Here is a 19,685-nt window from a genome sequence, read left to right as displayed (position 1 = left end):
ACCACGGGGCAGAATTCTCTGGTGAGCTCCACGACCCCCCACGCCCGCCTGCCCCGCGTCCGCGCCTCCGAGCTCGTCGGCCGCGGCTGGCTCAACACCGGTGGCCGCGACGTCTCGCTCGCGGACCTGCGCGGCCGGGTCGTCGTCCTCGACTTCTGGACGTTCTGCTGCGTCAACTGCCTGCACGTCCTCGACGAGCTGCGCGAGCTCGAGGAGGCGCGCCGCGACGACCTCGTCATCGTCGGCGTCCACTCGCCGAAGTTCGAGCACGAGGCCGACCCGGTCGCGCTCGCCGCCGCGGTCGAGCGCTACGAGGTGCGCCACCCCGTCCTCGACGACCCCGAGCTCGTCACCTGGTCCGCGTACACCGCCCGCGCCTGGCCGACGCTCGTCGTGATCGACCCCGAGGGCTACGTCGTCGCGCAGATGGCGGGCGAGGGGCACGCGTCGGCGCTCGCCGCGCTCGTCGACGAGCTCGTGGAGGAGCACCGCGCCAAGGGAACGCTGCGGTCGGTGGCCGCGGGGGAGGGCGACGTCTACGTGCCTCCCGCTCCGGCGTCGGGCACGCTGCGCTTCCCCGCCAAGGCGATCGCGCTCCCGGGAGGCAACCTCCTGGTCGCGGACGCGGGGCACCACTCGCTCGCCGAGCTCGGGCCCGACGGCGAGACGCTCGTCCGGCGCATCGGGTCCGGCGAGCGCGGGCTCGTCGACGGCGGACCGGACGCGGCGCGGTTCAGCGAGCCCAACGGGCTGTGCCTGGTCCCGACCGAGCTGCGCGCCCACCTCGACTACGACGTCCTGGTCGCCGACACCGTGAACCACGCGCTGCGCGGCGTGCGCCTCGCGGACGGCCGGGTGACGACGGTCGCGGGGGCGGGTGGCCAGTTCATGGTCGGTGGGGTCGAGAACGTCGTACTCGGGGTGGTCGGGGGCGGTGGTGGCGGCGGGTCTGCCATCCGGTCGCTCGTCCCTCGCGACCTCCCGCCAGACCCCCCACGACCCGCCGCAACCACCGCCCCCGACCACTCGGATGAGCGTCGACTCGGCCCGTTCGACCCCGCACTGACCCATGACCCGCTGGACGTGAAACTGTCGTCCCCGTGGGACGTCGTGTGGTCGGAGGCTCTGGGCGGGTTCGTGGTCGCCATGGCGGGCCACCACACTCTGTGGGCTGTCGACGGCTGGAAGCTCGGGCTGCTGGCCGGGACGATGAACGAGGGCCTGGAGGACGGGCCGGGGGCCGAGGCATGGTTCGCGCAACCCTCCGGGTTGGCGGTCGGTGAGGATGGCACGGTCTGGGTTGCGGACGCCGAGACGTCGGCTATCCGTCGCGTGACCGGGCTCGGTGGTGGCGTCGCCGCCGTGCCGGAAGGGGTGGACGTGAGCACCGCCGTCGGGCAGGGGCTGTTCGACTTCGGGCACCGCGACGGGGCCGCCGACCAGGCGCTGCTCCAGCACCCCCTCGGGGTCGCGACGCTGCCCGACGGCAGCGTGGTCGTCGCCGACACCTACAACGGGGCGATCCGCCGCTACGTCCCGCCCGCCGCCACGCCCGACGTGTCAGAACGAGCGAGCGCTCCAGACCTCGCTGGTTCTGACACGAGCGCCGGCCAGGTGACGACCCTGGCGACGGGCCTCGCGGAGCCGAGCGACGTCGTCGTGCTCGTGGACGGCGAGCCGTGGGCGCCCGGCGAGACCACCGATGCGGGGGCGCGCATCGACCTGCTCGTCGTGGAGTCGGCCGCGCACCGCATCACACGAGTCGCGCTCCCGGCGACGCTCGCAGGAGAGGTGCTCGACGGCGGTGCGCACCGCACGCAGCGACCCGTCACCGAGGTCGTGGCCGGGGAGCTGCGGCTCGACGTGCCGTTCTCGCCCGCGCCAGGACAGAAGCTCGACGACCGCTACGGGCCCTCGACGCGCCTGACCGTGAGCGCGACGCCGCCCGAGCTGCTGCTCGACGGCGCCGGGACCGGCACCGACCTCTGCCGTGCACTGGTCGTGAACCCCGAGGTGGGCGAGGGCGTGCTGCACGTGACGGCGCAGGCCGCGTCGTGCGACGTCGTGCCGCTGCTCGACGACGGGACACCCGACCCCGACGTGTTCCCCGCGTGCCACCTCGCGCAGCAGGACTGGGGCGTGCCGGTGCGGGTCGTGTCAGAACCAGCGAGCGCTCCGGGCCACGCTGGTTCTGACGACCCGGTGGGGCAGGGGGATCGGGTGCTGACGCTGCCGCTGCGGGGCTGAGTCCCGGGCCACCGCCCCGGACATGTCAGAACGAGCGTGACCTCGAGGTCACGCTCGTTCTGACACACAGGGTCACTCCCAGATCAGGAGCTCTTCGCCGCGCGCGACCCAGGTCCCGACCGGGGCCAGCGGGGTCACGGCGTCGGGCTTGCCCTCGAGCGCGACGACGGGGCAGACGGCCGAGCGGCCACCCTCCTCGATCGCAGCAGGGTCCCAGGAGACCAGGGTCGCGCCCTGGTGGACCACGTCACCCTGCGCGACGTGCAGCGTGAACCCCTCACCCGCGAGCTGGACCGTGTTGATGCCCAGGTGCACGAGCACGGCCTGGCCGCTGTCGTGCTTGATGACGAACGCGTGCGGGTGGACCTTGACGACCGTGCCGCTGACCGGGGCCGACACGAGGCCGCCCTCGGCGGAGTCAGGAGCGATCGCGGTACCCGGACCGACGAGGCCCGCGGAGAACACCGGGTCGTCGACGTCCGACAGGGCGACGACGGTCCCGGTGACCGGGGCGAGGACGGTCAGGGACGCAGCGGTCAACGGAGGTCCTCGATGTCGGAGGCGATGTTGTCCGCGTCAGGGCCGACGATCACCTGGATCGCGTTGCCCGTGCGCACCACGGCGATCGCACCCGCGGCCGTGAGCACCTTGTCGTCGACCAGGGTCGGGTCGTCGACCTCCACGCGCAGACGCGTGATGCAGGGTTCGAGGTCGAGGATGTTCGCATCCCCGCCGAGTCCCTGGAGGATCTGCTCTGCCTTGCTCATGTCGTGCTCCTTCGTGTGCTGGTGCGGGCGTACGTCGAGGTGCCCGCGGTCCGCGGGCACGGGGTCACATGAGATCTGCGAGGTCCGAGGCGATCGTGTCGACCTGGGGGCCGACGACGACCTGGACCACCCGTCCCGTCGTCATGACCCCGAAGGCGCCGGCGGCGCGCAGGGCAGCCACGTCGACGAGGCCAGGGTCCTTGACGAGCGACCGCAGTCGGGTGGTGCAGGGGTCGATCTCCTCGATGTTGCTCACCCCGCCGAGGCCGGCGAGTATCGCGGCGGCCCGTGCTGCATCGGCTGCAGTCATCGTTGCATCCTCTCTGGTGCGTGGGTCGTGGGTACGGCGTCGGTCGTGCCGGTCGTGGGGGTCATGCGGTCTCGGCCGTCCCGGTCGTGCCCGTCGTGCCGGCCCCGGGCGCGGGCTCTGCGTGGAGCTCCGGCGCGGGGGCGAGCCGGGGCACGATCGTCGGCCGGGCCTCGCGGAGCGGGACGACGACCGAGTACCGGTCGCCCCGGTAGCACATCTGCGAGTACATGCAGGCGCCGTCGTCCGAGTAGGTCTTGCGGTGCGCGCGCAGGACGGCACGGACGTTCGTCATGGCGAGGATCGCCTGCTCGGCGGTGCTGGCCTCGGCGGCCATGATCGTGTCCTCGCCCCACGTCGGGGAGTGGCCGCGCTCACGCAGTGCGCCGTACAGGCTGTCGGGGACGCCGTCGTCGAGCAGGTCGGGGGCGAGCGTCACCGGGACCCATGCGCGCTCGACGGCCATGGGCGTGCCGTCCGCGAAGCGCAGGCGCTCGACGTAGTGCACGCGGTCCTCCGGGGCGATGCCGAGGGCCTCGGCGACGACCCGGCCCGCGGCGAGGGTGTCGCTGTCGATGACCTGGGTGCTGGGCACCAGGCCGAGTCGTCGTGCTTCCTCGCCGAACGTCGTCAGGCGCATCTCGAAGTCGGTGTGCTGCGGGGCGACGAACGTGCCGCGGCCCTGCTCGCGCTGGAGGACGCCGTCGGCCACGAGGGACTCGAGGGCCTGGCGGACCGTCATGCGGGAGACGCCGAACTTCTCGGTGAGCACGCGCTCGGAGGGGACGGCGTCGCCGATGGTGAGCTCGTTCGCGATCAGGTCGCTGAGGTAGGCGCGCACGATCTGGTGCTTGTGCCCGCCTTTAGGTGCTCTGGCCTGCGTCGTCGCTGCCACGTGTTCCTCGCTCTCGGTCGCCCCGGTGGTGCCGGGGCTTGACACATCATGATGTCTAGACCACTCTGTCCGCAAGTGGTCCAGACAACTATCCCACCACAGACGGTGGCGATGGCTCGGGTTACAGCAACGACGCGCTCCAGAGTCCGGGCCGGCGTCGTGATCAAGGCAGTTCCCAGTTCAAGCGGTGCGGTCCGACGGCCTCGGATGCACCCGATCAACGAGGAGTGAACATGACGTCCGTGGCCGAAACACCCAAGGTGAAGAAGGGGATTCCCGGCTTCGCCCAGCTGCAGAGGGTCGGTCGATCCCTCATGCTGCCCATCGCCTCCCTGCCCGCCGCAGCACTGCTGCTGCGCCTCGGTCAGGCCGACATGCTCGGTGCCGACGGCGCCGCGGGCACCTTCCCCTGGCTGCAGCCCGTCGCCGACGTGTTCGCGTCCGCCGGCAACGCGCTGTTCGCGAACCTCGCGCTGCTGTTCGCGGTCGGTGTCGCGGTCGGCTACGCCAAGAAGGCCGACGGCTCGACCGGCCTGGCCGCCGTCATCGGGTACCTCGTCTTCAAGGGCGTGAGCGACGCGCTCTCGCCGTACGTGCTGGGCAAGCCGGACACGCCAGCCGCATGGCTCGCCGGGGCCGACCCCGACGCCGTCAGCGCGGCGCAGGACGGGAACTTCCTCGACCTGGTCACGGCCGCCATCACGGGCGGTCCCGAGCAGAAGCTCATCAACTACGGCGTCCTCGGCGGCATCGTCATCGGTCTGACCGCCGCGATCATGTTCCAGAAGTACAGCCGCATCAAGCTGCCGCCCTACCTCGCCTTCTTCGGCGGCCGTCGCTTCGTGCCGATCGTCACCGCCGGTGCCGCGGTCCTCATCGCCGTGATCGGCGCGCTCATCTACCCCTGGTTCGACGCGGGCTTCACGGCCATCGGCGACTGGGTCACGGGCTCCACGGTCCTCGGTGCGTTCGTCTACGGCACGGCCAACCGCCTGCTCGTCCCGATCGGCCTGCACCACCTGCTCAACTCGCTGCCCTGGTTCCAGTTCGGCGAGTACACCGACGCGAGCGGCGCGGTGTGGCACGGCGACATCGCGCGCTTCCTGCACGGTGACCCCACGGCCGGCACCTTCATGACCGGCTTCTTCCCGATCTTCATGTTCGCCCTCCCGGCGGCAGCCCTCGCGATCATCCACACGGCCAAGCCCAAGAACCGCAAGCTCATCGGCGGCATCATGGGCTCGGCCGCTCTCGTCGCGTTCGTGACCGGTGTGACCGAGCCCCTCGAGTTCGCGTTCGTGTACGTCGCCTACCCGCTGTACGCGATCCACGCGGTCCTCACGGGCACCTCGCTCGCCCTCGTCAACGCCCTGGGGATCAAGTCCGGCTTCGGCTTCTCGGCCGGTGCGATCGACTACGTCCTGAACTTCCGGATCGCGACGATGCCCCTGTGGATCATCGTGATCGGCCTCGGGTACGCGGCGATCTACTACTTCCTGTTCCGGTTCGTCATCACCAAGTGGAACCTGCGCACCCCGGGCCGCGAGGACGACGACTCCACGGTGGGCGCCGACCCGACCGCCGACCCTGTCCTGGTCGCCGAGGAGAAGAAGGCGGCCGACGCCGACCTGTCTCCCGCGGAGCTCGACGCCCGAGGCTCCGATGCCCGAGGAGCCGGGTCGAAGGCCGACGGCGGAGGCGGCAGGTGACCTCCGTCCTCGACGGTGTGGGCGTCAGCCCCGGGCGGGGGGCCGGTGTCGTCGTGACGATGCCGGCCCCCGTGCCCGAGCCCGCCGCGGCGACGCTCGGGCCGGAGGTGGACGTCGAGGAGGCGGTCGCCGCGATCGACGACGCGGTCCGCCGCGTCCAGGCAGATCTCGCGGCCCGTGCCGCGAGGGCGACCGGCACCGCCGTCGAGGTCCTCACGGTCACGGCCGCCATGGCCGCCGACACGACGCTGTCCAAGGAGTCGGCCCGCAGGGTCCGCGACGAGCGGACCGTCCCCGAGCGGGCCGTGTGGGAGGCGGCCGGTGACCTCGCGGCCCGCCTCGAGTCGCTCGGCGGCATGATGGCCGAGCGCGCGCACGACGTGCGCGACGTGCGTGAGCGCATCGTCGCGGCCCTCACGGGCCGTCGGGCGCCGGGGGTCCCGGACCTCGACCACCCGTTCGTGCTCGTCGCCGCGGACCTCGCGCCGGCCGACACCGCGACGCTCGACCCCGCGCGGGTCCTCGCGATCGTCACGAGCGGGGGAGGCCCGACGTCGCACACCGCGATCCTGGCCCGGTCGCTCGGGATCCCGGCGGTCGTCGCGGCGCCCCGGGCCGTCGAGCTCGCGGACGGCGAGACCGTCCTGGTCGACGGTTCGCAGGGCACGGTCGAGCGCGACCCGTCGCCCGAGGACGTCGCTCGTGTGCTCGACCGCCCGCGCGGTCCCCGTGCCTTCGACGGCCAGGGCAGGACGGCCGACGGCGTGCGGGTCCAGCTCCTCGCCAACGTCGCGGACCCGGCCGGGGCCGAGGCCGCGGTGGCCGCAGGTGCCGAGGGGGTCGGTCTGTTCCGGACGGAGTTCTGCTTCCTGGGACGCACCGAGGAGCCATCGGTCGATGAGCAGGTCGCGGCGTACCGCGCCGTGCTGAGCGCGTTCGGGGGCCGCAAGGTCGTCGTCCGCACGCTCGACGCGGGCGCCGACAAGCCACTGCCGTTCGTCACGGCCGACGACGAGCCCAACCCGGCGCTCGGCGTCCGTGGGCTGCGCACCGCCGTGCGCCACCCCGAGGTCCTGGCACGTCAGCTCGACGCGATCGCGCAGGCCGCCGCCGCCGAGGAGGCCGACGTGTGGGTCATGGCCCCCATGGTCGCGACCCCGGACGAGGCCCAGGAGTTCGCGGCAGCCTGCCGCGAGCGGGGCCTGGCGACCGCGGGCGTCATGATCGAGGTCCCCGCTGCGGCCCTCCAGTCGCGCTGGGTCCTGGAGCAGGTCGACTTCGCGAGCATCGGCACGAACGACCTGACCCAGTACACGATGGCCGCGGACCGGGAGACGGCGGACCTCGCCGCGCTCTCGACGCCGTGGCAGCCCGCTGTGCTCTCGCTCGTCGGCGCCGCGTGCGCGGGCGGGGCCGAGCGCGACCGCCCGGTCGGGGTCTGCGGGGAGGCCGCGGCCGACCCGGCCCTGGCACCGGTCCTCGTGGGCCTCGGGGTCACGTCGTTGTCGATGACACCGCGCGCGCTCGGCGACGTCGCGGCCGTCCTCGCGGCGACGACCTCTGAGCAGTGCGCGGAGCTCGCGAAGATCGCGGTGGCCTCACCGACCGCCTCGGCCGCCCGCGACGCGGTCCGTGCGCAGCTGACCGTGCTGGAGGAGCTGGGACTCTAGCCCCCAGGGCGGTGCTGCCTCACCGCCCGCCACGCAGCCCTCGGCCCGTGCCCCCCTCCGGGGACACGGGCCGAGGGCTGTCGTGCGCGGGCCTCGCACTCGGCGACGGCGCCGGGACGAGAAGGTCAGACCGTCTCACGCCCGAGGAACTCGGCGAGCGCGTCGAGGGCCGCCTCGGCCTCCGCGCCGTCGGTCTCGGTCGCGAGCACGACCTGGTCGCCTGCTGCCGCGCCGAGCGTCATGACGCCGAGGATGCTCGCGGCGTCGACGGTCTCGGCACCCTCCTTGGTGAGGGTCACGGCGACGGGCTGCTTGCCCGCCTCGGCCACGAACAGCGCTGCGGGGCGTGCGTGGAGTCCCTCGGCGATGGCGACGGTGACAGTTCGTTCCATGACGTGCTCCTCCGGGAGGTGGTATAGACCAGTCCACTGTAGCGGAGGTGGGTGCCGGTCGTGACCCGAGGACGGAAGGGGGGGCGCCCGGGACGCCAGGCGCGCGAGGCGACGCTCCGAACAGTGACGGGAGCGGCGCCGTCGGGCAGGAGGAGCCCACCGACAAGGGGCAGCGCCGCGCAGGCGTGCTCAGGCCGAGTCCTGCTCCAGGTACGCCACGAGCGACTCCAGGGCCGCCAGCGCACGGACGTCGTCCGTCTCGGTCGAGAGGACGACGTCGTCCCCCGGGCCGAAGCCCGGACACGTCGCGGCGACGGTCGAGGGCGAGGCGGCGTCGGGACGATCCATGCGCACTCCAGTGCTCCGGGCGGTTCGGTCGAGCAGCATCCTGCCAGAGTTCGAGGGGTTCCCAGGACGCCCCTGTGAACACCGCTCACCCGCGGGGTCTAGGGTGTCGGACATGCGTGAAGCGACGACGCCCGACGCCCAGCCGCCCGTCCAGGGCGAGGCCCGAGGGGGTGAAGCAGGCAGGGGCGAGGAGCCCCGGATCAACGTCACGCTGTCCAGCGCCAGCGTCTACCCGCGCAAGGCGCCGTTCGCCTTCGAAGCCGCAGCCCACCTGGGCTACGACGGCATGGAGGTCATGGTCTGGTCGGACACGACCACGCAGGACGCGAAGGCGCTCACCAAGCTCTCGGCCGACGTCGGCATCCCCATCCGCAGCGTCCACGCCCCGACGCTCCTCGTGAGCCAGCGGGTCTGGGGACGCCTGCCCGGACCCAAGCTCGAGCAGACCGTCGACCTCGCCCTGGAGCTCGGGGCGCAGACCGTCGTCGTGCACCCACCGTTCCGTTGGCAAGGCCTGTACGCACGCGGCTTCGCGGACCACGTGCGCGAGCTCAACGCCGCCACGGGAGTCACGGTCGCGGTCGAGAACATGTACCCCTGGCGCGGGCGCAAGCGCGAGGTCCAGGCCTACCTGCCCGGCTGGGACCCCACCGACCACCCCTACGACGCCGTGACGCTCGACCTCTCGCACGCCGCCGTTGCGCGCCAGAACAGCCTCGACCTGCTCGACGTGTTCGGCGACCGGCTCGCCCACGTCCACCTCGCCGACGGCACCGACTCCATGAAGGACGAGCACATGGTCCCCGGGCGCGGCACCCAGCCGTGCGACAAGGTGCTCGGCGAGCTCGTGCGCCGCGGCTGGGAGGGGGACGTCGTCGTCGAGATCGCGACGCGACGCGCCCGCACGGCCGCCGAACGCTACGAAGACCTCGCGGCGTCGCTCGCGTTCGCGCGCACCTACCTCCAGCCCGAGCCGCACGCCGAGTACCAGCCGCCGCCCGGCCACGAGCACCGGCACCTGGACGCCTGGTAGGGCACCGCCCCGTGCCGCGTGCCGCGTGGCCCCCCCGGGCACGCGCGAGGCGGCGAGAGCACCCGTCAAGGAAGCGTCAAGGTCGGCCTCTCGGCCCAGATCGTCCGGTAGACCTGACACGTGCCTCTCCTCGGACCTCGCCCCCTGCCCCTCGCGGCACGGCGCCTCGGCATCGGGGCAGGCGCCGTCCGACGGCGCCCCGGCCGGCTCGTCGTCCTCGGGTTCGCGGGCGCGATCCTCCTCGGCGCGATCCTCCTCGCGCTGCCCGTGTCGGCGGCCGGCCGCCCCGCCACCGCCCTCGAGGCGCTCTTCACCGCGACATCGGCCGTCTGCGTCACGGGCCTTGCCGTGGTCGACACCGCGACGTTCTGGAGTCCCTTCGGGCAGGTCGTGATCCTCGTCCTGATCCAGCTCGGCGGGTTCGGGATCATGACGCTCGCCTCGCTCGTCGGGCTGCTGGTCGCACGCCGGCTGGACCTGCGCTCCCGGCTCGTCGCGGCCACCTCCACCCGGAGCGGCGGCCTCGGAGACGTGCGAACCGTCCTCCTGGGCATCCTCAAGGTCACCGTCGTCGTCGAGCTCCTCGTCGCGCTCCTCGTGTCCGGACGCATGCTGATCGGGTACGGCGAGAGTGCCGGGCAGGCGCTGTGGACAGGCGCCTTCCACGCAGTCTCCGCGTTCAACAACGCAGGGTTCGGGCTCTACAGCGACTCGCTGACCCGGTTCGGCACGGACCCGTGGATCCTGCTGCCGCTCTGCGCCGCCGTCATCGTCGGAGGAATCGGGTTCCCCGTCGTGTTCGAGGTCACGCGAGGCCTCCGGCGCCGTGCCCGGTGGAGCCTGACGACACGCCTCATGATCCTCACCACCGGGGTCCTCCTCACCCTGGGGACCTCGTTCTTCCTCGTGTCGGAGTGGGGCAACCCGCGGACGCTGGGCCCCCTGGGACCCGCAGAGAAGCTGCTGGCAGCCTTCACCCAGTCCGTCATGGCCCGCACCGCAGGGTTCAACTCGGTCGACACCGCCGGGATGAACGAAGGGACGTGGTTGGGCACGGACGTCCTCATGTTCATCGGAGGAGGGAGCGGAGGGACCGCGGGTGGCATCAAGGTCGTCACGTTCGCCGTCCTGGCGTTCGTGATCTGGTCGGAGCTGCGCGGAGACCCCGACGTCACCGTCCTCGACCACCGCCTCTCCCCGGCCACCCAGAGGCAGGCGGTGAGCATCGCGCTGCTGAGCATCGCGATCGTGATCGTGCCGACGATCATCATCACCGCGACGTCACCCTTCGGCCTCGACCGCGTGCTGTTCGAGGTGGTCTCGGCGTTCTCGACGACCGGCCTGTCGACCGGCATCACGGCCGACCTGTCCAGTCCCCATCAGCTCGTGCTGGTCGCGCTGATGTTCGTCGGGCGCCTCGGACCGATCGCCGCAGGAACCACCCTCGCGCTGCGCGAGCGCCAACGGCTCTACCGGCGGCCCGAGGCGGCCGCGATGGTCGGCTGACGGGAGAAGAGCGGAGCAGGACAGCGACGGGTCCGGACGGAGCGGGACCGCGCGGGGCGGGAGGTCGCTGGGCGGGAGGTCGCGGGGTCAGGAGGCCACGGGTCCGGAGGCCGCTGCTCAGGGGGGCAGGGCCTCCGGGGCCCCAGCGTGTGCCGGCCTCAGCGTGTGCCGGCCTCAGCGTGTGCCGGGGGCCGCCGGCCCCGCGAGCGCCGCCTTGGCATCCTTCGCGGCCGTGCTCTGGGCGAACGCGGCGACCAGGATCACGACCCCGGTGACCACGAGGTAGAGCCCCAGCAGCACCGTGATGGTCTGCAGCCCGGTGACGGGGCTCACGAGCACCAGGACGCCGAACACGACCCACAGGGCCGCGGTCGCGAGCTCCCAGTCCCAGCCGGGCTCACGGGTGCGGCGGGCACGCAGAGCTCCGACGAGACCGATCAGCCCTGCGACCAGCGCCCACACGCCGACGAGCCGCAGCACGAACGTCACGCTGGCCGACGGCCAGAACGCGAGGACGAGACCCACGACGATGCTCAGCCCGCCCACGACCCAGCGCCACACCGCGCCCTCGCCGTCCTTGCGTTGTCTTCCGGCCTCGACCAGGAAGAGGATCCCCTGGAGGACGGCCATCGCCGCGACGAGCCACGTGAGCCACTGGATGCCGCGGTCCGGCGCGACGAACAGCACGACGCCGATCACGAGGAACAGGGCACCGCGCAGGTAGGCCAGACCCCACAGGCGGCGGGCGATCTTGGTGGTGCGTCCGGTGAGGGACTCGTCCTGCTCGGTCATGGGATCCACCGTCCTCGCGCGGCCGGCCCCGCAGCGGGTCCGTGGGGCGTCGCCGGCCTCGTCCTCGGAACGTAGCGCGCGGGGGCGAGAGGCGCGCGGCAGACCCGTCGGCCGGTCCCGCCGAGCCCCGAGCCCGAGCCCGAGGTTCCCCGCGGTCGAGAACGGGAGAGAGGCCGCTACGGCCGTCAGGGCGACCTCTCCCTCGTTCTCGGCACCGGGTCAGGCCCGGTCGATCGTCATCTCGACGCCGTCGAGCAGTCGGTCGAGAGACGCGTCGAACGGATCGGTGGGGGCGTCGAACCCGCCCGCCTCCCAGATGCGCGTCATGACGGGGTAGCGCTCGACGTCGAACCAGTCGGTCCAGAAGCTGCTCATCGACGTCCAGTACTCGTCGGTGCTCATGCCGCTCGCGTCGTTCTCGACGGACTCGGCGACAGCGGCCCGCGCGAGCCCGCGCACGAACGCGTCGACCAGGCCCAGGATCTCGACGACCTGCTCTGCGGGCAGCCCGGTGTCGACGAGCGTCCGCAGCCCGGCCTCCTGGGCGTCGAGCACGTGCGGCGCGAGGGGCAGGCGCCACATGTTGGTCTGGAGGATCCAGGGGTGGCGCTGGTAGAGCGTCCAGACCTCGCGCGCGTACCGTGACAGCCCGTCGCGCCAGGGGGCGTCGGCCGTGGGGAGGTCGAGCTCGGCGAACGCCCGGTCGATCATGAGGTCGACGAGCTCGGTGCGCCCGGGGACGTAGGTGTAGAGGGACATCGCGCCCATGCCCAGGCGGGCGGCGACGCGGCGCATCGAGAGCGCGTCGAGGCCGACCTCCTGCGCGACGGCGATCCCTGCGGTCACGACCTCGTCGAGCGTCAGGCGGGCCTTGCGGCCGCGGGTCGGTGGGGCGGGCGGGGCCCACAGGAGCGCGAGGCGCCGGGTCACGTCGGCGGGGCGGGGGATCTGGTCGGTCGGGCCCGGGGTCGTGCCGATCTCGGGTGCGTGGGTGGGTGCGTCGCCCGCAGGCGCGTCGCCCTCGGAGTCGGCGGGCGTCGCGTCGAGCGCCGCGTCGGCCGATGAGTCCGGTGTCCGGGCGGAGTCCACCCCGTCGGAGGGGACCGGGACGACGGTGTTGCTGGCCATGGTGCCTGATCCTCCCACTTCCGCGCTGTACCGGGAGGCCCTTCAATTCCCGTACACCGTATGCTAGCGTGAAAACCCATTCCAGTACACCGTACGCGAGAGGCGTGAGCCATGATCCACACCGAGGGGCTGACCAAGACGTTCCATCGCAAGAAGGAAGTGGTCGAGGCGGTCAAGGGCATCGACGTCGACGTCCACGAGGGCGAGCTCGTCGCGTTCCTCGGCCCCAACGGCGCCGGCAAGTCCACGACCCTGCGCATGCTCACGAGCCTCCTCGAACCCACGTCGGGCCGGGCCGAGGTCGCGGGCTTCGACATCCGCACCCAGCCCGCCGAGGTCAGGTCGCGCATCGGGTACATCGGCCAGGGCAACGGGGGAGGGTTCTCCTACCGGGTCACCGACGAGCTCCACAACCAGGGCCGCTTCTACGGGCTGCCGGCCGCCGAGTACCAGCGCCGGGCCGCGGACCTCCTCGCCGCGCTCGAGCTCGACGGCCTCGGCAAGCGCACGGTCCAGAGCCTGTCGGGCGGGCAGCGTCGCCGCCTCGACGTGGCGCTCGGCCTCATGAACCACCCGCCGCTGCTGTTCCTCGACGAGCCCACCACGGGCCTCGACCCGCACAGCCGCGCGAACCTGTGGGAGCACATCGGCGTCCTGCGCGAGCGGTACGGCATGACGATCGTCCTCACCACGCACTACCTCGACGAGGCCGACTCCATGGCCGAGCGCGTCGTCGTCATCGACCACGGCACGATCGTCGCCGACGCCCCGCCCGCCGCGCTCAAGCGCGACCACGCGGACGACGTCGTGACGCTCGTCGTCGCCGGCACGTCCGGTTCCCAGGGCCAGGTGCCCGACGACGTCGCACGCGTCCGCGCAGCCCTCGCCCCGGTCGTGGGTTCGGTCGGAGAGGTCGACGACGCGAGGCTGCAGGTGGTCGTCGGTGCCGGTGGAGACGTCACGGTGACCCTCTCGACGACGCACGGCGCGGACCGTCTGCCCGAGGCGATCGAGTCCCTGCGGGTCGCAGGGCTCTCGGTCCGGTCGGCCGGGCTCAAGCAGGCGAGCCTCGACGACGTGTTCCTCAACCTGACCGGTCGGAGCCTGCGCGAGGAGGCGGCGTGATGGACGAGCAGACGAACCCCGGCCAGGGGGCCGAGCCCGAGGTCGGGCAGGCGACCGGGGCGACGACCGGGCAGGCCACCGGGCAGCGCAACGGGACGAACCTCGGGCTCGACACCCGGGCCGCGCCACAGGCCACGGCGAGGCAGGCGACCGACCGGCGCTCCGACGTCGGGCGCTCGGGGGCGGCGAAGTTCCTCGGCGACACCTGGGCGGTCTTCACGCGCGAGATCCTCCTGGTCCTGCGCGACCCCTTCACCCTGATCTTCTCGCTGCTCCAGCCGCTGATCTTCCTGGGCCTGTTCGGGCCGCTGCTGACCGGCGCCGTGGGCGGCGGCATGGGCGGGCCGGGCGGGTCCACGGCCGCGACCCTCCAGTGGTTCGTGCCCGGCGTGATCGTCATGATCTCCCTGTTCGGGACCTCCATGACGGGATCGAACCTGCTCTACGAGATGATGACCGGCTCGTACGAGCGGGTCCTCGCGACCCCGCTCGACCGGTCCGCGATCCTCGTGGGCCGCGCGCTCAAGGAGTTCGCGCCGCTCGTGGTCCAGGGCCTGCTCATCGCGCTCGTGTGCATCCCGTTCGGGTTCACGTTCTACCCGCTGCACGCTCTCGCGGGGCTCGCCCTCCTGGGGCTGTTCGGGGTCGGCGTCGGGGCCCTGTCGTGCGCGCTCGCGCTCGCCGCGAAGAACCGCGAGTGGCTGTTCTGGGGGGTGCAGCAGTCGCTCCTGTTCCCGCTGCTCATCCTGTCCGGCATGATGCTCCCGCTCGAAGCCGGGCCGGCCTGGATGCAGACCGCCGCGAAGTTCAACCCCCTGACCTACATGGTCGACGCCGAGCGGGCCCTGTTCGGCGGGACGTTCGCGAGCACCGAGGTCCTGTGGGGCGTGATCGCGGCCGCGATCACGTGCGCCGTCGGCCTGTTCGTGGGCATCCGCCGGACCCGGAAGTCGGTGTGAGCCGCATGGGCAGGGTCACCTTCGACGTCGGGCTGTCCCTCGACGGGTTCGTCGCGGGACCGCACCAGTCCCTCGAGAACCCGCTCGGCGAGGGCGGCGAGCAGCTCCACCGGTGGATGTTCGAGGAGCCCGAGGCCAACACGGCCGCGCTCGAGTCCGTCGCGGCACCCACCGCGTTCGTCATGGGACGCAACATGTTCGCCCCCGGACGCGGCCCGTGGGACGAGGCCTGGCGAGGCTGGTGGGGCGACGAGCCGCCCTACCACGCGCCGGTGTTCGTGCTCACGCACCACCCGCGCGAACCCCTCGTCATGGAGGGCGGGACGACGTTCTTCTTCGTCACCGACGGGATCGAGTCCGCGCTGTCACAGGCGCTCGCGGCGTCGCGGGACGGGCACGTCGGGATCGCGGGCGGCGCCTCGACCATGCGGGCGTACCTCGCCGCGGGGCTCGTCGACGAGTTCGGGCTGCACGTCGCGCCCGTGCTGCTCGGCGCGGGCGAGCGGCTGCTCGACGGTCTCGGCGGCCTGAGCGTCGAGCCCGGGCCCGTGAGCAGCAACCACCTCGTCACGCACCTGTCGTACCGCGTGGTGCGGGGACTCGTCGGGCAGTGACGAGGAGGTGGGCGAGGTCGGCGCGGGCCGTTGCGGCTGCGCGGCTGCCACGCCAGGATGTCCGGCATGACGCCGCTCGCACCCGCCCCCCGTCCTCGTCCCCGCAGCCGGGGCGCCCTGATCGGGCTCGTGGCCGGGGTCCTGCTGGTCGGCGTGGGCGCATGGTTCGCGTCGAGGCCCACCACGGTCGGTTGGTTCGCCTACGCGCCGCTCTCCGACACGACGTTCACGCCGCCGAGGCCATGGGCGCACACCTTGGGGCTGGCCGCGGTCGGTGCCGGGCTGCTGGTCCTCGGCTTCGTCGCGGGATGGGTGAGTGCGCGACGTCGGGGCGGGGACGCAACGACCCGCGCGGACGGCGTTACCGCAGGAGGGCCTGATGACTGACAGGCCGGCCCCGGCAGGGACGGTCGACGTCGTCGTCACCGAGGTGCTCCGCGCGACACGCTTCACGCAGGTGCTCCTCTGCGCCTGGGCACGTCGAGATAGAGGGCTGGCGTCGAGATAGAGGCTTGCAGCCCTCTACGTCGACGGAAGGCCTCTATCTCGGCGCCGCCCGGCCGGCGGCGCGCGGGAGAATCGTCCCGTGACCACCGTGAACCCTCCCTACCGATTGGCCCTCCTCGACCTCGACGGCACCCTGACCGACTCGGCCCCCGGCATCCTGTCCTCGGTCCGTCACGCCTACGCGACCCTCGACATCGAGCCGCCGACCGACGAGGCCCTGCGCCTGTTCGTCGGACCGCCCCTCGCCGAGACGTTCGCGCTGCACGGCGTCCCGGCGGGCCGGGTCCCCGAGGCGGTCGCGGCGTACCGCGACGTCTACGCCGCCGGGCGCATGATGGAGAACTCGCTCTACCCCGGCATCCTCGAAGCCCTGGCGGCGGTGCGCGCCGCGGGAGTCCGGCTCGCGGTCGCGACCTCCAAGCCCGAGGTCTACGCGCACCGCATCACCGCGCACTTCGGGATCGACCCCCTCGTCGAGGGTGTCTACGGCGCGACCCTCGACGGGACGCGCGGCTCCAAGGCGGACGTGATCGCGCACGCGCTCGCGGCCACGTCGCCCGCCGACGCGCCGCCGCGCGCGGAGATCGTCATGGTCGGCGACCGGGAGCACGACGTGCTCGGGGCCGCCGCGCACGGCATCGGGTGCCTCGGCGTCTCGTGGGGCTACGCCGTGCCGGGCGAGCTCGAGGAGGTGGGTGCCCTCCGGGTCGTGACGACCCCCGCGGAGCTGACGCGGGTGCTGCGAGGGGAGTGACGCCGTCGGGCCGGAAGCGTTGACCTTGACGTAGCGTCAACTTCTAGGGTCGATCGTGCTGCCTCAACCGAGGCGCCCAGCACCCCAGGAAGGGAGGAGAGCGCATGACCACGCGCACACCGGAGCCCGCGACCGACTGGTCCATCCAGGAGATCGCCCGCCTCGCCGGGACCACGAGCCGCACGCTGCGTCACTACGACGACATCGGGCTGCTCGCGCCCAGCAGGGTCGGGCACAACGGGTACCGGTACTACGACGGGCCGACGCTCGTCCGGCTCCAGCGGATCCTGCTGCTGCGGGATCTCGGCGTCGGCCTCCCGGCCGTCGCCGAGATCCTGGGGCGGGGCGACGACGCGCACCCCGCCGTGCAGGCACGAGCCCTGCGCACCCACCTGGACGCCCTGCGGACCGAGCAGCAGCGGCTGGCGCGACAGATCGCGTCGGTCGAGCACACGATCACGACCATGGAAGGAGGTGGGCGGCTCATGGCGGACAAGATGTTCGACGGGTTCGACCACACCGTGCACGAGGCGGAGGTCACCGAGCGGTGGGGCGCCGAGGCCTACCGCCAGGGTGACACCTGGTGGCGGGGGCTGTCCGCGCAGGACAAGACGGCCTACCAGGAGCGGACCCGGCGGCTCGGGGCGGACTGGACGGCCGCTGCGCAGGCGGGCGTCGCGCCCGGGAGCGACGATGCGCAGGCCCTCGCGCAGCGGCACGTCGAGTGGCTGAGCGGCATCCCCGGAACCCCGGGTGCCGGTGGGGCGCCGGTCAAGGAGTACGTCGTCGGGCTCGGTGAGATGTACGTGGCCGACGAGCGGTTCGCGGCGAACTACGGCGGCGTCGAGGGCGCGCGCCTGGTCCGCGACGCCCTGGCGGTGTACGCGGACCGGAACCTGTAGGAGGGCCCGCGAGATAGAGGGCTGGCGTCGAGGTAGAGGGCTGCACCCCTCTACCTCGACGCCAGGCCTCTATCTCGGCGGAACCGCAGCAGCAGACCGCGCCGGCAGGATGATCGGCGCACCGCCGTCGGGGTGCTCGACGATCTCGACCGGGTAGTCGTAGACCTCGCTCAGCAGCTCGGCCGTCAGGACCTCGCGAGGAGAGCCGTCGGCCACGACGCGACCGCCCGACAGCAGCGTGACCTGGTCGGCGTAGGCCGACGCGAGCCCCAGGTCGTGCACGACGACGACCACCGCACCTCCGGCCTCCGCGTGCCGGCGCGCGATCTGGAGCACGAGCTCCTGGTGCTTGAGGTCGAGCGCGGCGGTCGGCTCGTCCAGCATGAGCAGCCCGGTCCGCTGCGCCAGGACGCGGGCGAGCGCGACGCGGGCCTTCTCGCCCCCGGACAGCGACGGGAAGTGCCGACCCGCGAGGTGCGTCACGTCGGTCGCGGCGAGCGAGGCGCCCACGACCTCGTCGTCGGCCTCCTCCAGGGGCGTCCCGCGCCAGGGTGCGCGCCCCATCTGGACGACGTCGAGCGACGTGAACGGGAAGCTGAGGTGGATCTGCTGCATGAGCACGGCCCGGCGCATCGCGAGCTCGGTCGGCGTCCAGGAGCGCAGGGGAGCGCCGTCGACCAGCACCGACCCGCCGTCGAGCGGCAGGTCGCCCGTGAGTGCCCCGAGCAGCGACGACTTGCCCGCACCGTTGGGGCCGAGCAGCGCGCGCACCTCGCCCGCGCGGACCTGGACGGACACGTCGCGCAGCACGGGCGTGCCGTCGAGCGAGAGCGTCGCGCCGCGCGCCTCGGTCACGACGTCGCCCGCCACCGCGGCGGAGGGCAGCCGTGAGGAGCGTCGCCGCCCCGTGACCGCGGTCCGCAGCGAGGACAAGAAGCTGCTGCCCTCGTGCCGCGAGTCGAGCTCGACCAGGGTGCGGCTCATGCCCAGCCTCCCTGGCGCGAGCGCGTGCGGCGCAGCAGGTAGAAGAAGAACGGCCCGCCCACGAGCGAGGTGATCATGCCGAGCGGCAGCTCGACGTTGTCGACGAGAGTGCGCGAGACCAGGTCCGCGAGGAGCAGCACGACGGCGCCACCGAGCGTCGAGGCGGGGATCAGCCAGCGGTGGCTCGGCCCGCAGACCATGCGGACCAGGTGCGGCACGACGAGCCCGACGAACGCGATGATGCCCGTGAACGCCACGCCCGCGGAGACGAGCAGCGCGACGAGGACGATGACGATCTGGCGCAGCCGCTCGACGTCGACGCCCAGGTGGTGCGCGGCGCGCTCGCCGAGGGACAGGAGGTCCATCTGGCGGCGCAGCAGCATGGCGCCGGTCACGCCGACGATCGCGATGGGAGCGACGACCGCGACCGATCCCCACGTGGCCCCGCCGAGGGATCCGAGCTGCCAGAACACGATCTGCTCGCGCGCGGCGGGGTCGGCGACGAACGTGAAGAACGCGAGCAGCCCGCCCGCGAACGCGTTGACGGCGATGCCCGTGAGCACGAGCGTCACGACCTCGGTGCGCCCTCCCGAGCGCGAGAGCGCGTAGACGACGAACGTCGTGATCAGTCCGCCGAGGAACGCGGCCGCGGCGACCCAGGTCCCCGAGACGAGCGAGCCCGCGGTCACGATGACGGCGCACGCGCCCACGGCCGCACCCGCCGAGACGCCGATCACGCCGGGCTCGGCGAGCGGGTTGCCGAACACGCCCTGCATGAGCGCGCCCGAGCACGCGAGCGCGGCCCCGACGAGGATCGCGAGGACGACGCGCGGGAAGCGCACGACCCACAGCGTGTTCTCGCCCTGCGGGTGCGAGGGCATGGGGCCGATGTTCAGGCCCATGTGGTGCATGAGCGAGCCGAGGACCTCCGACGGGGACACGGGCACCTGCCCGGTCATGCCGGACAGCACGGTGAGCACGACCAGCGCGACGCCCAGCCCGATCATGAGCCAGGTCGCGGCGCGTCGCCGCGACCTCCCGACGCC

At 72.8% G+C, this 19,685-nt stretch carries 21 protein-coding genes; 11 read left to right on the top strand and 10 right to left on the bottom strand.

Going from position 1 to position 19,685, the window contains the following annotated elements; genetic code table 11:
* Window positions 1-18 precede the first annotated feature (18 nt).
* Window positions 19-2,247, top strand: coding sequence for an NHL domain-containing thioredoxin family protein (locus IE95_RS0103605; protein WP_084689775.1), 2,229 nt, complete (start codon window positions 19-21; stop codon window positions 2,245-2,247).
* Between the two features lie 72 nt (window positions 2,248-2,319).
* Here IE95_RS0103605 and IE95_RS0103600 read toward each other — a convergent pair whose 3' ends face one another.
* From IE95_RS0103600 to IE95_RS0103585, 4 genes are all read right to left on the bottom strand, one after another.
* Window positions 2,320-2,787: a PTS sugar transporter subunit IIA gene (locus IE95_RS0103600; RefSeq protein WP_030150265.1), complete on the bottom strand. Its 468-nt coding sequence runs from the start codon at window positions 2,785-2,787 to the stop codon at window positions 2,320-2,322.
* Window positions 2,784-3,014, bottom strand: coding sequence for a PTS sugar transporter subunit IIB (locus tag IE95_RS0103595; protein ID WP_030150264.1), 231 nt, complete (start codon window positions 3,012-3,014; stop codon window positions 2,784-2,786). The genes IE95_RS0103600 and IE95_RS0103595 overlap by 4 nt, the downstream gene beginning before the upstream one ends.
* Before the next feature lie 64 nt (window positions 3,015-3,078).
* On the bottom strand, window positions 3,079-3,324 hold the full coding sequence (locus IE95_RS0103590; protein WP_030150263.1) for a PTS sugar transporter subunit IIB: 246 nt from the start codon (window positions 3,322-3,324) through the stop codon (window positions 3,079-3,081).
* Between the two features lie 61 nt (window positions 3,325-3,385).
* Entirely contained in the window at window positions 3,386-4,216 is an 831-nt protein-coding gene (locus tag IE95_RS0103585) for a GntR family transcriptional regulator (protein WP_051702678.1), read from the bottom strand.
* Window positions 4,217-4,449: 233 nt separating this feature from the next.
* Here IE95_RS0103585 and IE95_RS0103580 point away from each other — a divergent pair, with 233 nt between their 5' ends.
* Together IE95_RS0103580 and ptsP are read left to right on the top strand one after the other, a co-directional pair.
* Window positions 4,450-5,925, top strand: a complete 1,476-nt coding sequence (locus IE95_RS0103580; protein ID WP_084689774.1) for a PTS transporter subunit EIIC — start codon at window positions 4,450-4,452, stop codon at window positions 5,923-5,925.
* Complete coding sequence (gene ptsP / locus IE95_RS0103575; RefSeq protein WP_030150260.1) at window positions 5,922-7,595, top strand: phosphoenolpyruvate--protein phosphotransferase; 1,674 nt, start codon at window positions 5,922-5,924, stop codon at window positions 7,593-7,595. Before IE95_RS0103580 ends, ptsP begins: the two co-directional genes overlap by 4 nt.
* 125 nt (window positions 7,596-7,720) lie before the next feature.
* Here ptsP and IE95_RS0103570 read toward each other — a convergent pair whose 3' ends face one another.
* Window positions 7,721-7,987: an HPr family phosphocarrier protein gene (locus IE95_RS0103570; protein ID WP_030150259.1), complete on the bottom strand. Its 267-nt coding sequence runs from the start codon at window positions 7,985-7,987 to the stop codon at window positions 7,721-7,723.
* Window positions 7,988-8,176: 189 nt separating this feature from the next.
* Window positions 8,177-8,335, bottom strand: coding sequence for a hypothetical protein (locus IE95_RS20320; RefSeq protein WP_157283412.1), 159 nt, complete (start codon window positions 8,333-8,335; stop codon window positions 8,177-8,179).
* A gap of 112 nt (window positions 8,336-8,447) precedes the next feature.
* Here IE95_RS20320 and IE95_RS0103560 point away from each other — a divergent pair, with 112 nt between their 5' ends.
* Window positions 8,448-9,368 carry a sugar phosphate isomerase/epimerase family protein gene (locus tag IE95_RS0103560; protein ID WP_084689809.1) on the top strand — a complete coding sequence of 307 codons (921 nt, stop codon included), beginning with the start codon at window positions 8,448-8,450 and terminating at the stop codon, window positions 9,366-9,368.
* Window positions 9,369-9,488: 120 nt separating this feature from the next.
* Entirely contained in the window at window positions 9,489-10,874 is a 1,386-nt protein-coding gene (locus IE95_RS0103555; RefSeq protein ID WP_084689773.1) for a TrkH family potassium uptake protein, read from the top strand.
* Between the two features lie 174 nt (window positions 10,875-11,048).
* On the opposite strand, the gene IE95_RS0103550 is transcribed toward IE95_RS0103555, so the two are convergent.
* Together IE95_RS0103550 and IE95_RS0103545 are read right to left on the bottom strand one after the other, a co-directional pair.
* Window positions 11,049-11,666 (bottom strand): HdeD family acid-resistance protein, encoded by a 618-nt coding sequence (locus tag IE95_RS0103550; RefSeq protein ID WP_030150256.1) that lies wholly within the window; start codon window positions 11,664-11,666, stop codon window positions 11,049-11,051.
* Window positions 11,667-11,885: 219 nt separating this feature from the next.
* On the bottom strand, window positions 11,886-12,794 hold the full coding sequence (locus tag IE95_RS0103545; protein WP_084689772.1) for a TetR/AcrR family transcriptional regulator: 909 nt from the start codon (window positions 12,792-12,794) through the stop codon (window positions 11,886-11,888).
* Between the two features lie 111 nt (window positions 12,795-12,905).
* On the opposite strand from IE95_RS0103545, the gene IE95_RS0103540 reads away from it, so the two are divergent.
* The 6 genes from IE95_RS0103540 (at window position 12,906) to IE95_RS0103515 (ending at window position 17,655) form a co-directional block, all read left to right on the top strand.
* Window positions 12,906-13,919, top strand: coding sequence for an ABC transporter ATP-binding protein (locus tag IE95_RS0103540; protein ID WP_030150254.1), 1,014 nt, complete (start codon window positions 12,906-12,908; stop codon window positions 13,917-13,919).
* Window positions 13,919-14,878, top strand: a complete 960-nt coding sequence (locus tag IE95_RS0103535) for an ABC transporter permease (protein WP_084689771.1) — start codon at window positions 13,919-13,921, stop codon at window positions 14,876-14,878. The genes IE95_RS0103540 and IE95_RS0103535 overlap by 1 nt, the downstream gene beginning before the upstream one ends.
* Before the next feature lie 5 nt (window positions 14,879-14,883).
* Window positions 14,884-15,492 (top strand): dihydrofolate reductase family protein, encoded by a 609-nt coding sequence (locus tag IE95_RS0103530; RefSeq protein ID WP_030150252.1) that lies wholly within the window; start codon window positions 14,884-14,886, stop codon window positions 15,490-15,492.
* A gap of 66 nt (window positions 15,493-15,558) precedes the next feature.
* The gene (locus tag IE95_RS0103525; RefSeq protein ID WP_051702677.1) at window positions 15,559-15,879 is read left to right on the top strand and encodes a hypothetical protein; all 321 of its coding nucleotides are present in this window, start codon (window positions 15,559-15,561) and stop codon (window positions 15,877-15,879) included.
* A gap of 199 nt (window positions 15,880-16,078) precedes the next feature.
* Window positions 16,079-16,753 carry an HAD hydrolase-like protein gene (locus IE95_RS0103520; RefSeq protein WP_240666388.1) on the top strand — a complete coding sequence of 225 codons (675 nt, stop codon included), beginning with the start codon at window positions 16,079-16,081 and terminating at the stop codon, window positions 16,751-16,753.
* Between the two features lie 104 nt (window positions 16,754-16,857).
* Window positions 16,858-17,655, top strand: a complete 798-nt coding sequence (locus IE95_RS0103515; protein ID WP_030150249.1) for a MerR family transcriptional regulator — start codon at window positions 16,858-16,860, stop codon at window positions 17,653-17,655.
* Window positions 17,656-17,724: 69 nt separating this feature from the next.
* On the opposite strand, the gene IE95_RS0103510 is transcribed toward IE95_RS0103515, so the two are convergent.
* Together IE95_RS0103510 and IE95_RS0103505 are read right to left on the bottom strand one after the other, a co-directional pair.
* The gene (locus IE95_RS0103510; RefSeq protein ID WP_084689770.1) at window positions 17,725-18,639 is read right to left on the bottom strand and encodes a heme ABC transporter ATP-binding protein; all 915 of its coding nucleotides are present in this window, start codon (window positions 18,637-18,639) and stop codon (window positions 17,725-17,727) included.
* Window positions 18,636-19,646 carry a FecCD family ABC transporter permease gene (locus IE95_RS0103505; protein ID WP_084689808.1) on the bottom strand — a complete coding sequence of 337 codons (1,011 nt, stop codon included), beginning with the start codon at window positions 19,644-19,646 and terminating at the stop codon, window positions 18,636-18,638. Before IE95_RS0103505 ends, IE95_RS0103510 begins: the two co-directional genes overlap by 4 nt.
* Between the last annotated feature and the right edge of the window lie 39 nt (window positions 19,647-19,685).

It is taken from the genome of Oerskovia turbata, from assembly GCF_000718325.1.
In the GTDB taxonomy this organism is placed as follows: Bacteria; Actinomycetota; Actinomycetes; order Actinomycetales; family Cellulomonadaceae; genus Oerskovia; species Oerskovia turbata.
This window is presented reverse-complemented; position numbering and strand designations above follow the sequence as displayed.

Excerpts from the sequence above, each read along its gene's own strand:
- IE95_RS0103595 (WP_030150264.1), bottom strand. The coding sequence starts at position 3,014 with ATGAGCAAGGCAGAGCAGATCCTCCAGGGACTCGGCGGGGATGCGAAC.
- IE95_RS0103590 (WP_030150263.1), bottom strand. The coding sequence starts at position 3,324 with ATGACTGCAGCCGATGCAGCACGGGCCGCCGCGATACTCGCCGGCCTC.
- IE95_RS0103580 (WP_084689774.1), top strand. The coding sequence starts at position 4,450 with ATGACGTCCGTGGCCGAAACACCCAAGGTGAAGAAGGGGATTCCCGGC.
- IE95_RS0103570 (WP_030150259.1), bottom strand. The coding sequence starts at position 7,987 with ATGGAACGAACTGTCACCGTCGCCATCGCCGAGGGACTCCACGCACGC.
- IE95_RS20320 (WP_157283412.1), bottom strand. The coding sequence starts at position 8,335 with ATGGATCGTCCCGACGCCGCCTCGCCCTCGACCGTCGCCGCGACGTGT.
- IE95_RS0103560 (WP_084689809.1), top strand. The coding sequence starts at position 8,448 with ATGCGTGAAGCGACGACGCCCGACGCCCAGCCGCCCGTCCAGGGCGAG.
- IE95_RS0103550 (WP_030150256.1), bottom strand. The coding sequence starts at position 11,666 with ATGACCGAGCAGGACGAGTCCCTCACCGGACGCACCACCAAGATCGCC.
- IE95_RS0103545 (WP_084689772.1), bottom strand. The coding sequence starts at position 12,794 with ATGGCCAGCAACACCGTCGTCCCGGTCCCCTCCGACGGGGTGGACTCC.
- IE95_RS0103540 (WP_030150254.1), top strand. The coding sequence starts at position 12,906 with ATGATCCACACCGAGGGGCTGACCAAGACGTTCCATCGCAAGAAGGAA.
- IE95_RS0103535 (WP_084689771.1), top strand. The coding sequence starts at position 13,919 with ATGGACGAGCAGACGAACCCCGGCCAGGGGGCCGAGCCCGAGGTCGGG.
- IE95_RS0103530 (WP_030150252.1), top strand. The coding sequence starts at position 14,884 with ATGGGCAGGGTCACCTTCGACGTCGGGCTGTCCCTCGACGGGTTCGTC.
- IE95_RS0103525 (WP_051702677.1), top strand. The coding sequence starts at position 15,559 with ATGACGCCGCTCGCACCCGCCCCCCGTCCTCGTCCCCGCAGCCGGGGC.
- IE95_RS0103515 (WP_030150249.1), top strand. The coding sequence starts at position 16,858 with ATGACCACGCGCACACCGGAGCCCGCGACCGACTGGTCCATCCAGGAG.
- IE95_RS0103510 (WP_084689770.1), bottom strand. The coding sequence starts at position 18,639 with ATGAGCCGCACCCTGGTCGAGCTCGACTCGCGGCACGAGGGCAGCAGC.
- IE95_RS0103505 (WP_084689808.1), bottom strand. The coding sequence starts at position 19,646 with ATGATCGGGCTGGGCGTCGCGCTGGTCGTGCTCACCGTGCTGTCCGGC.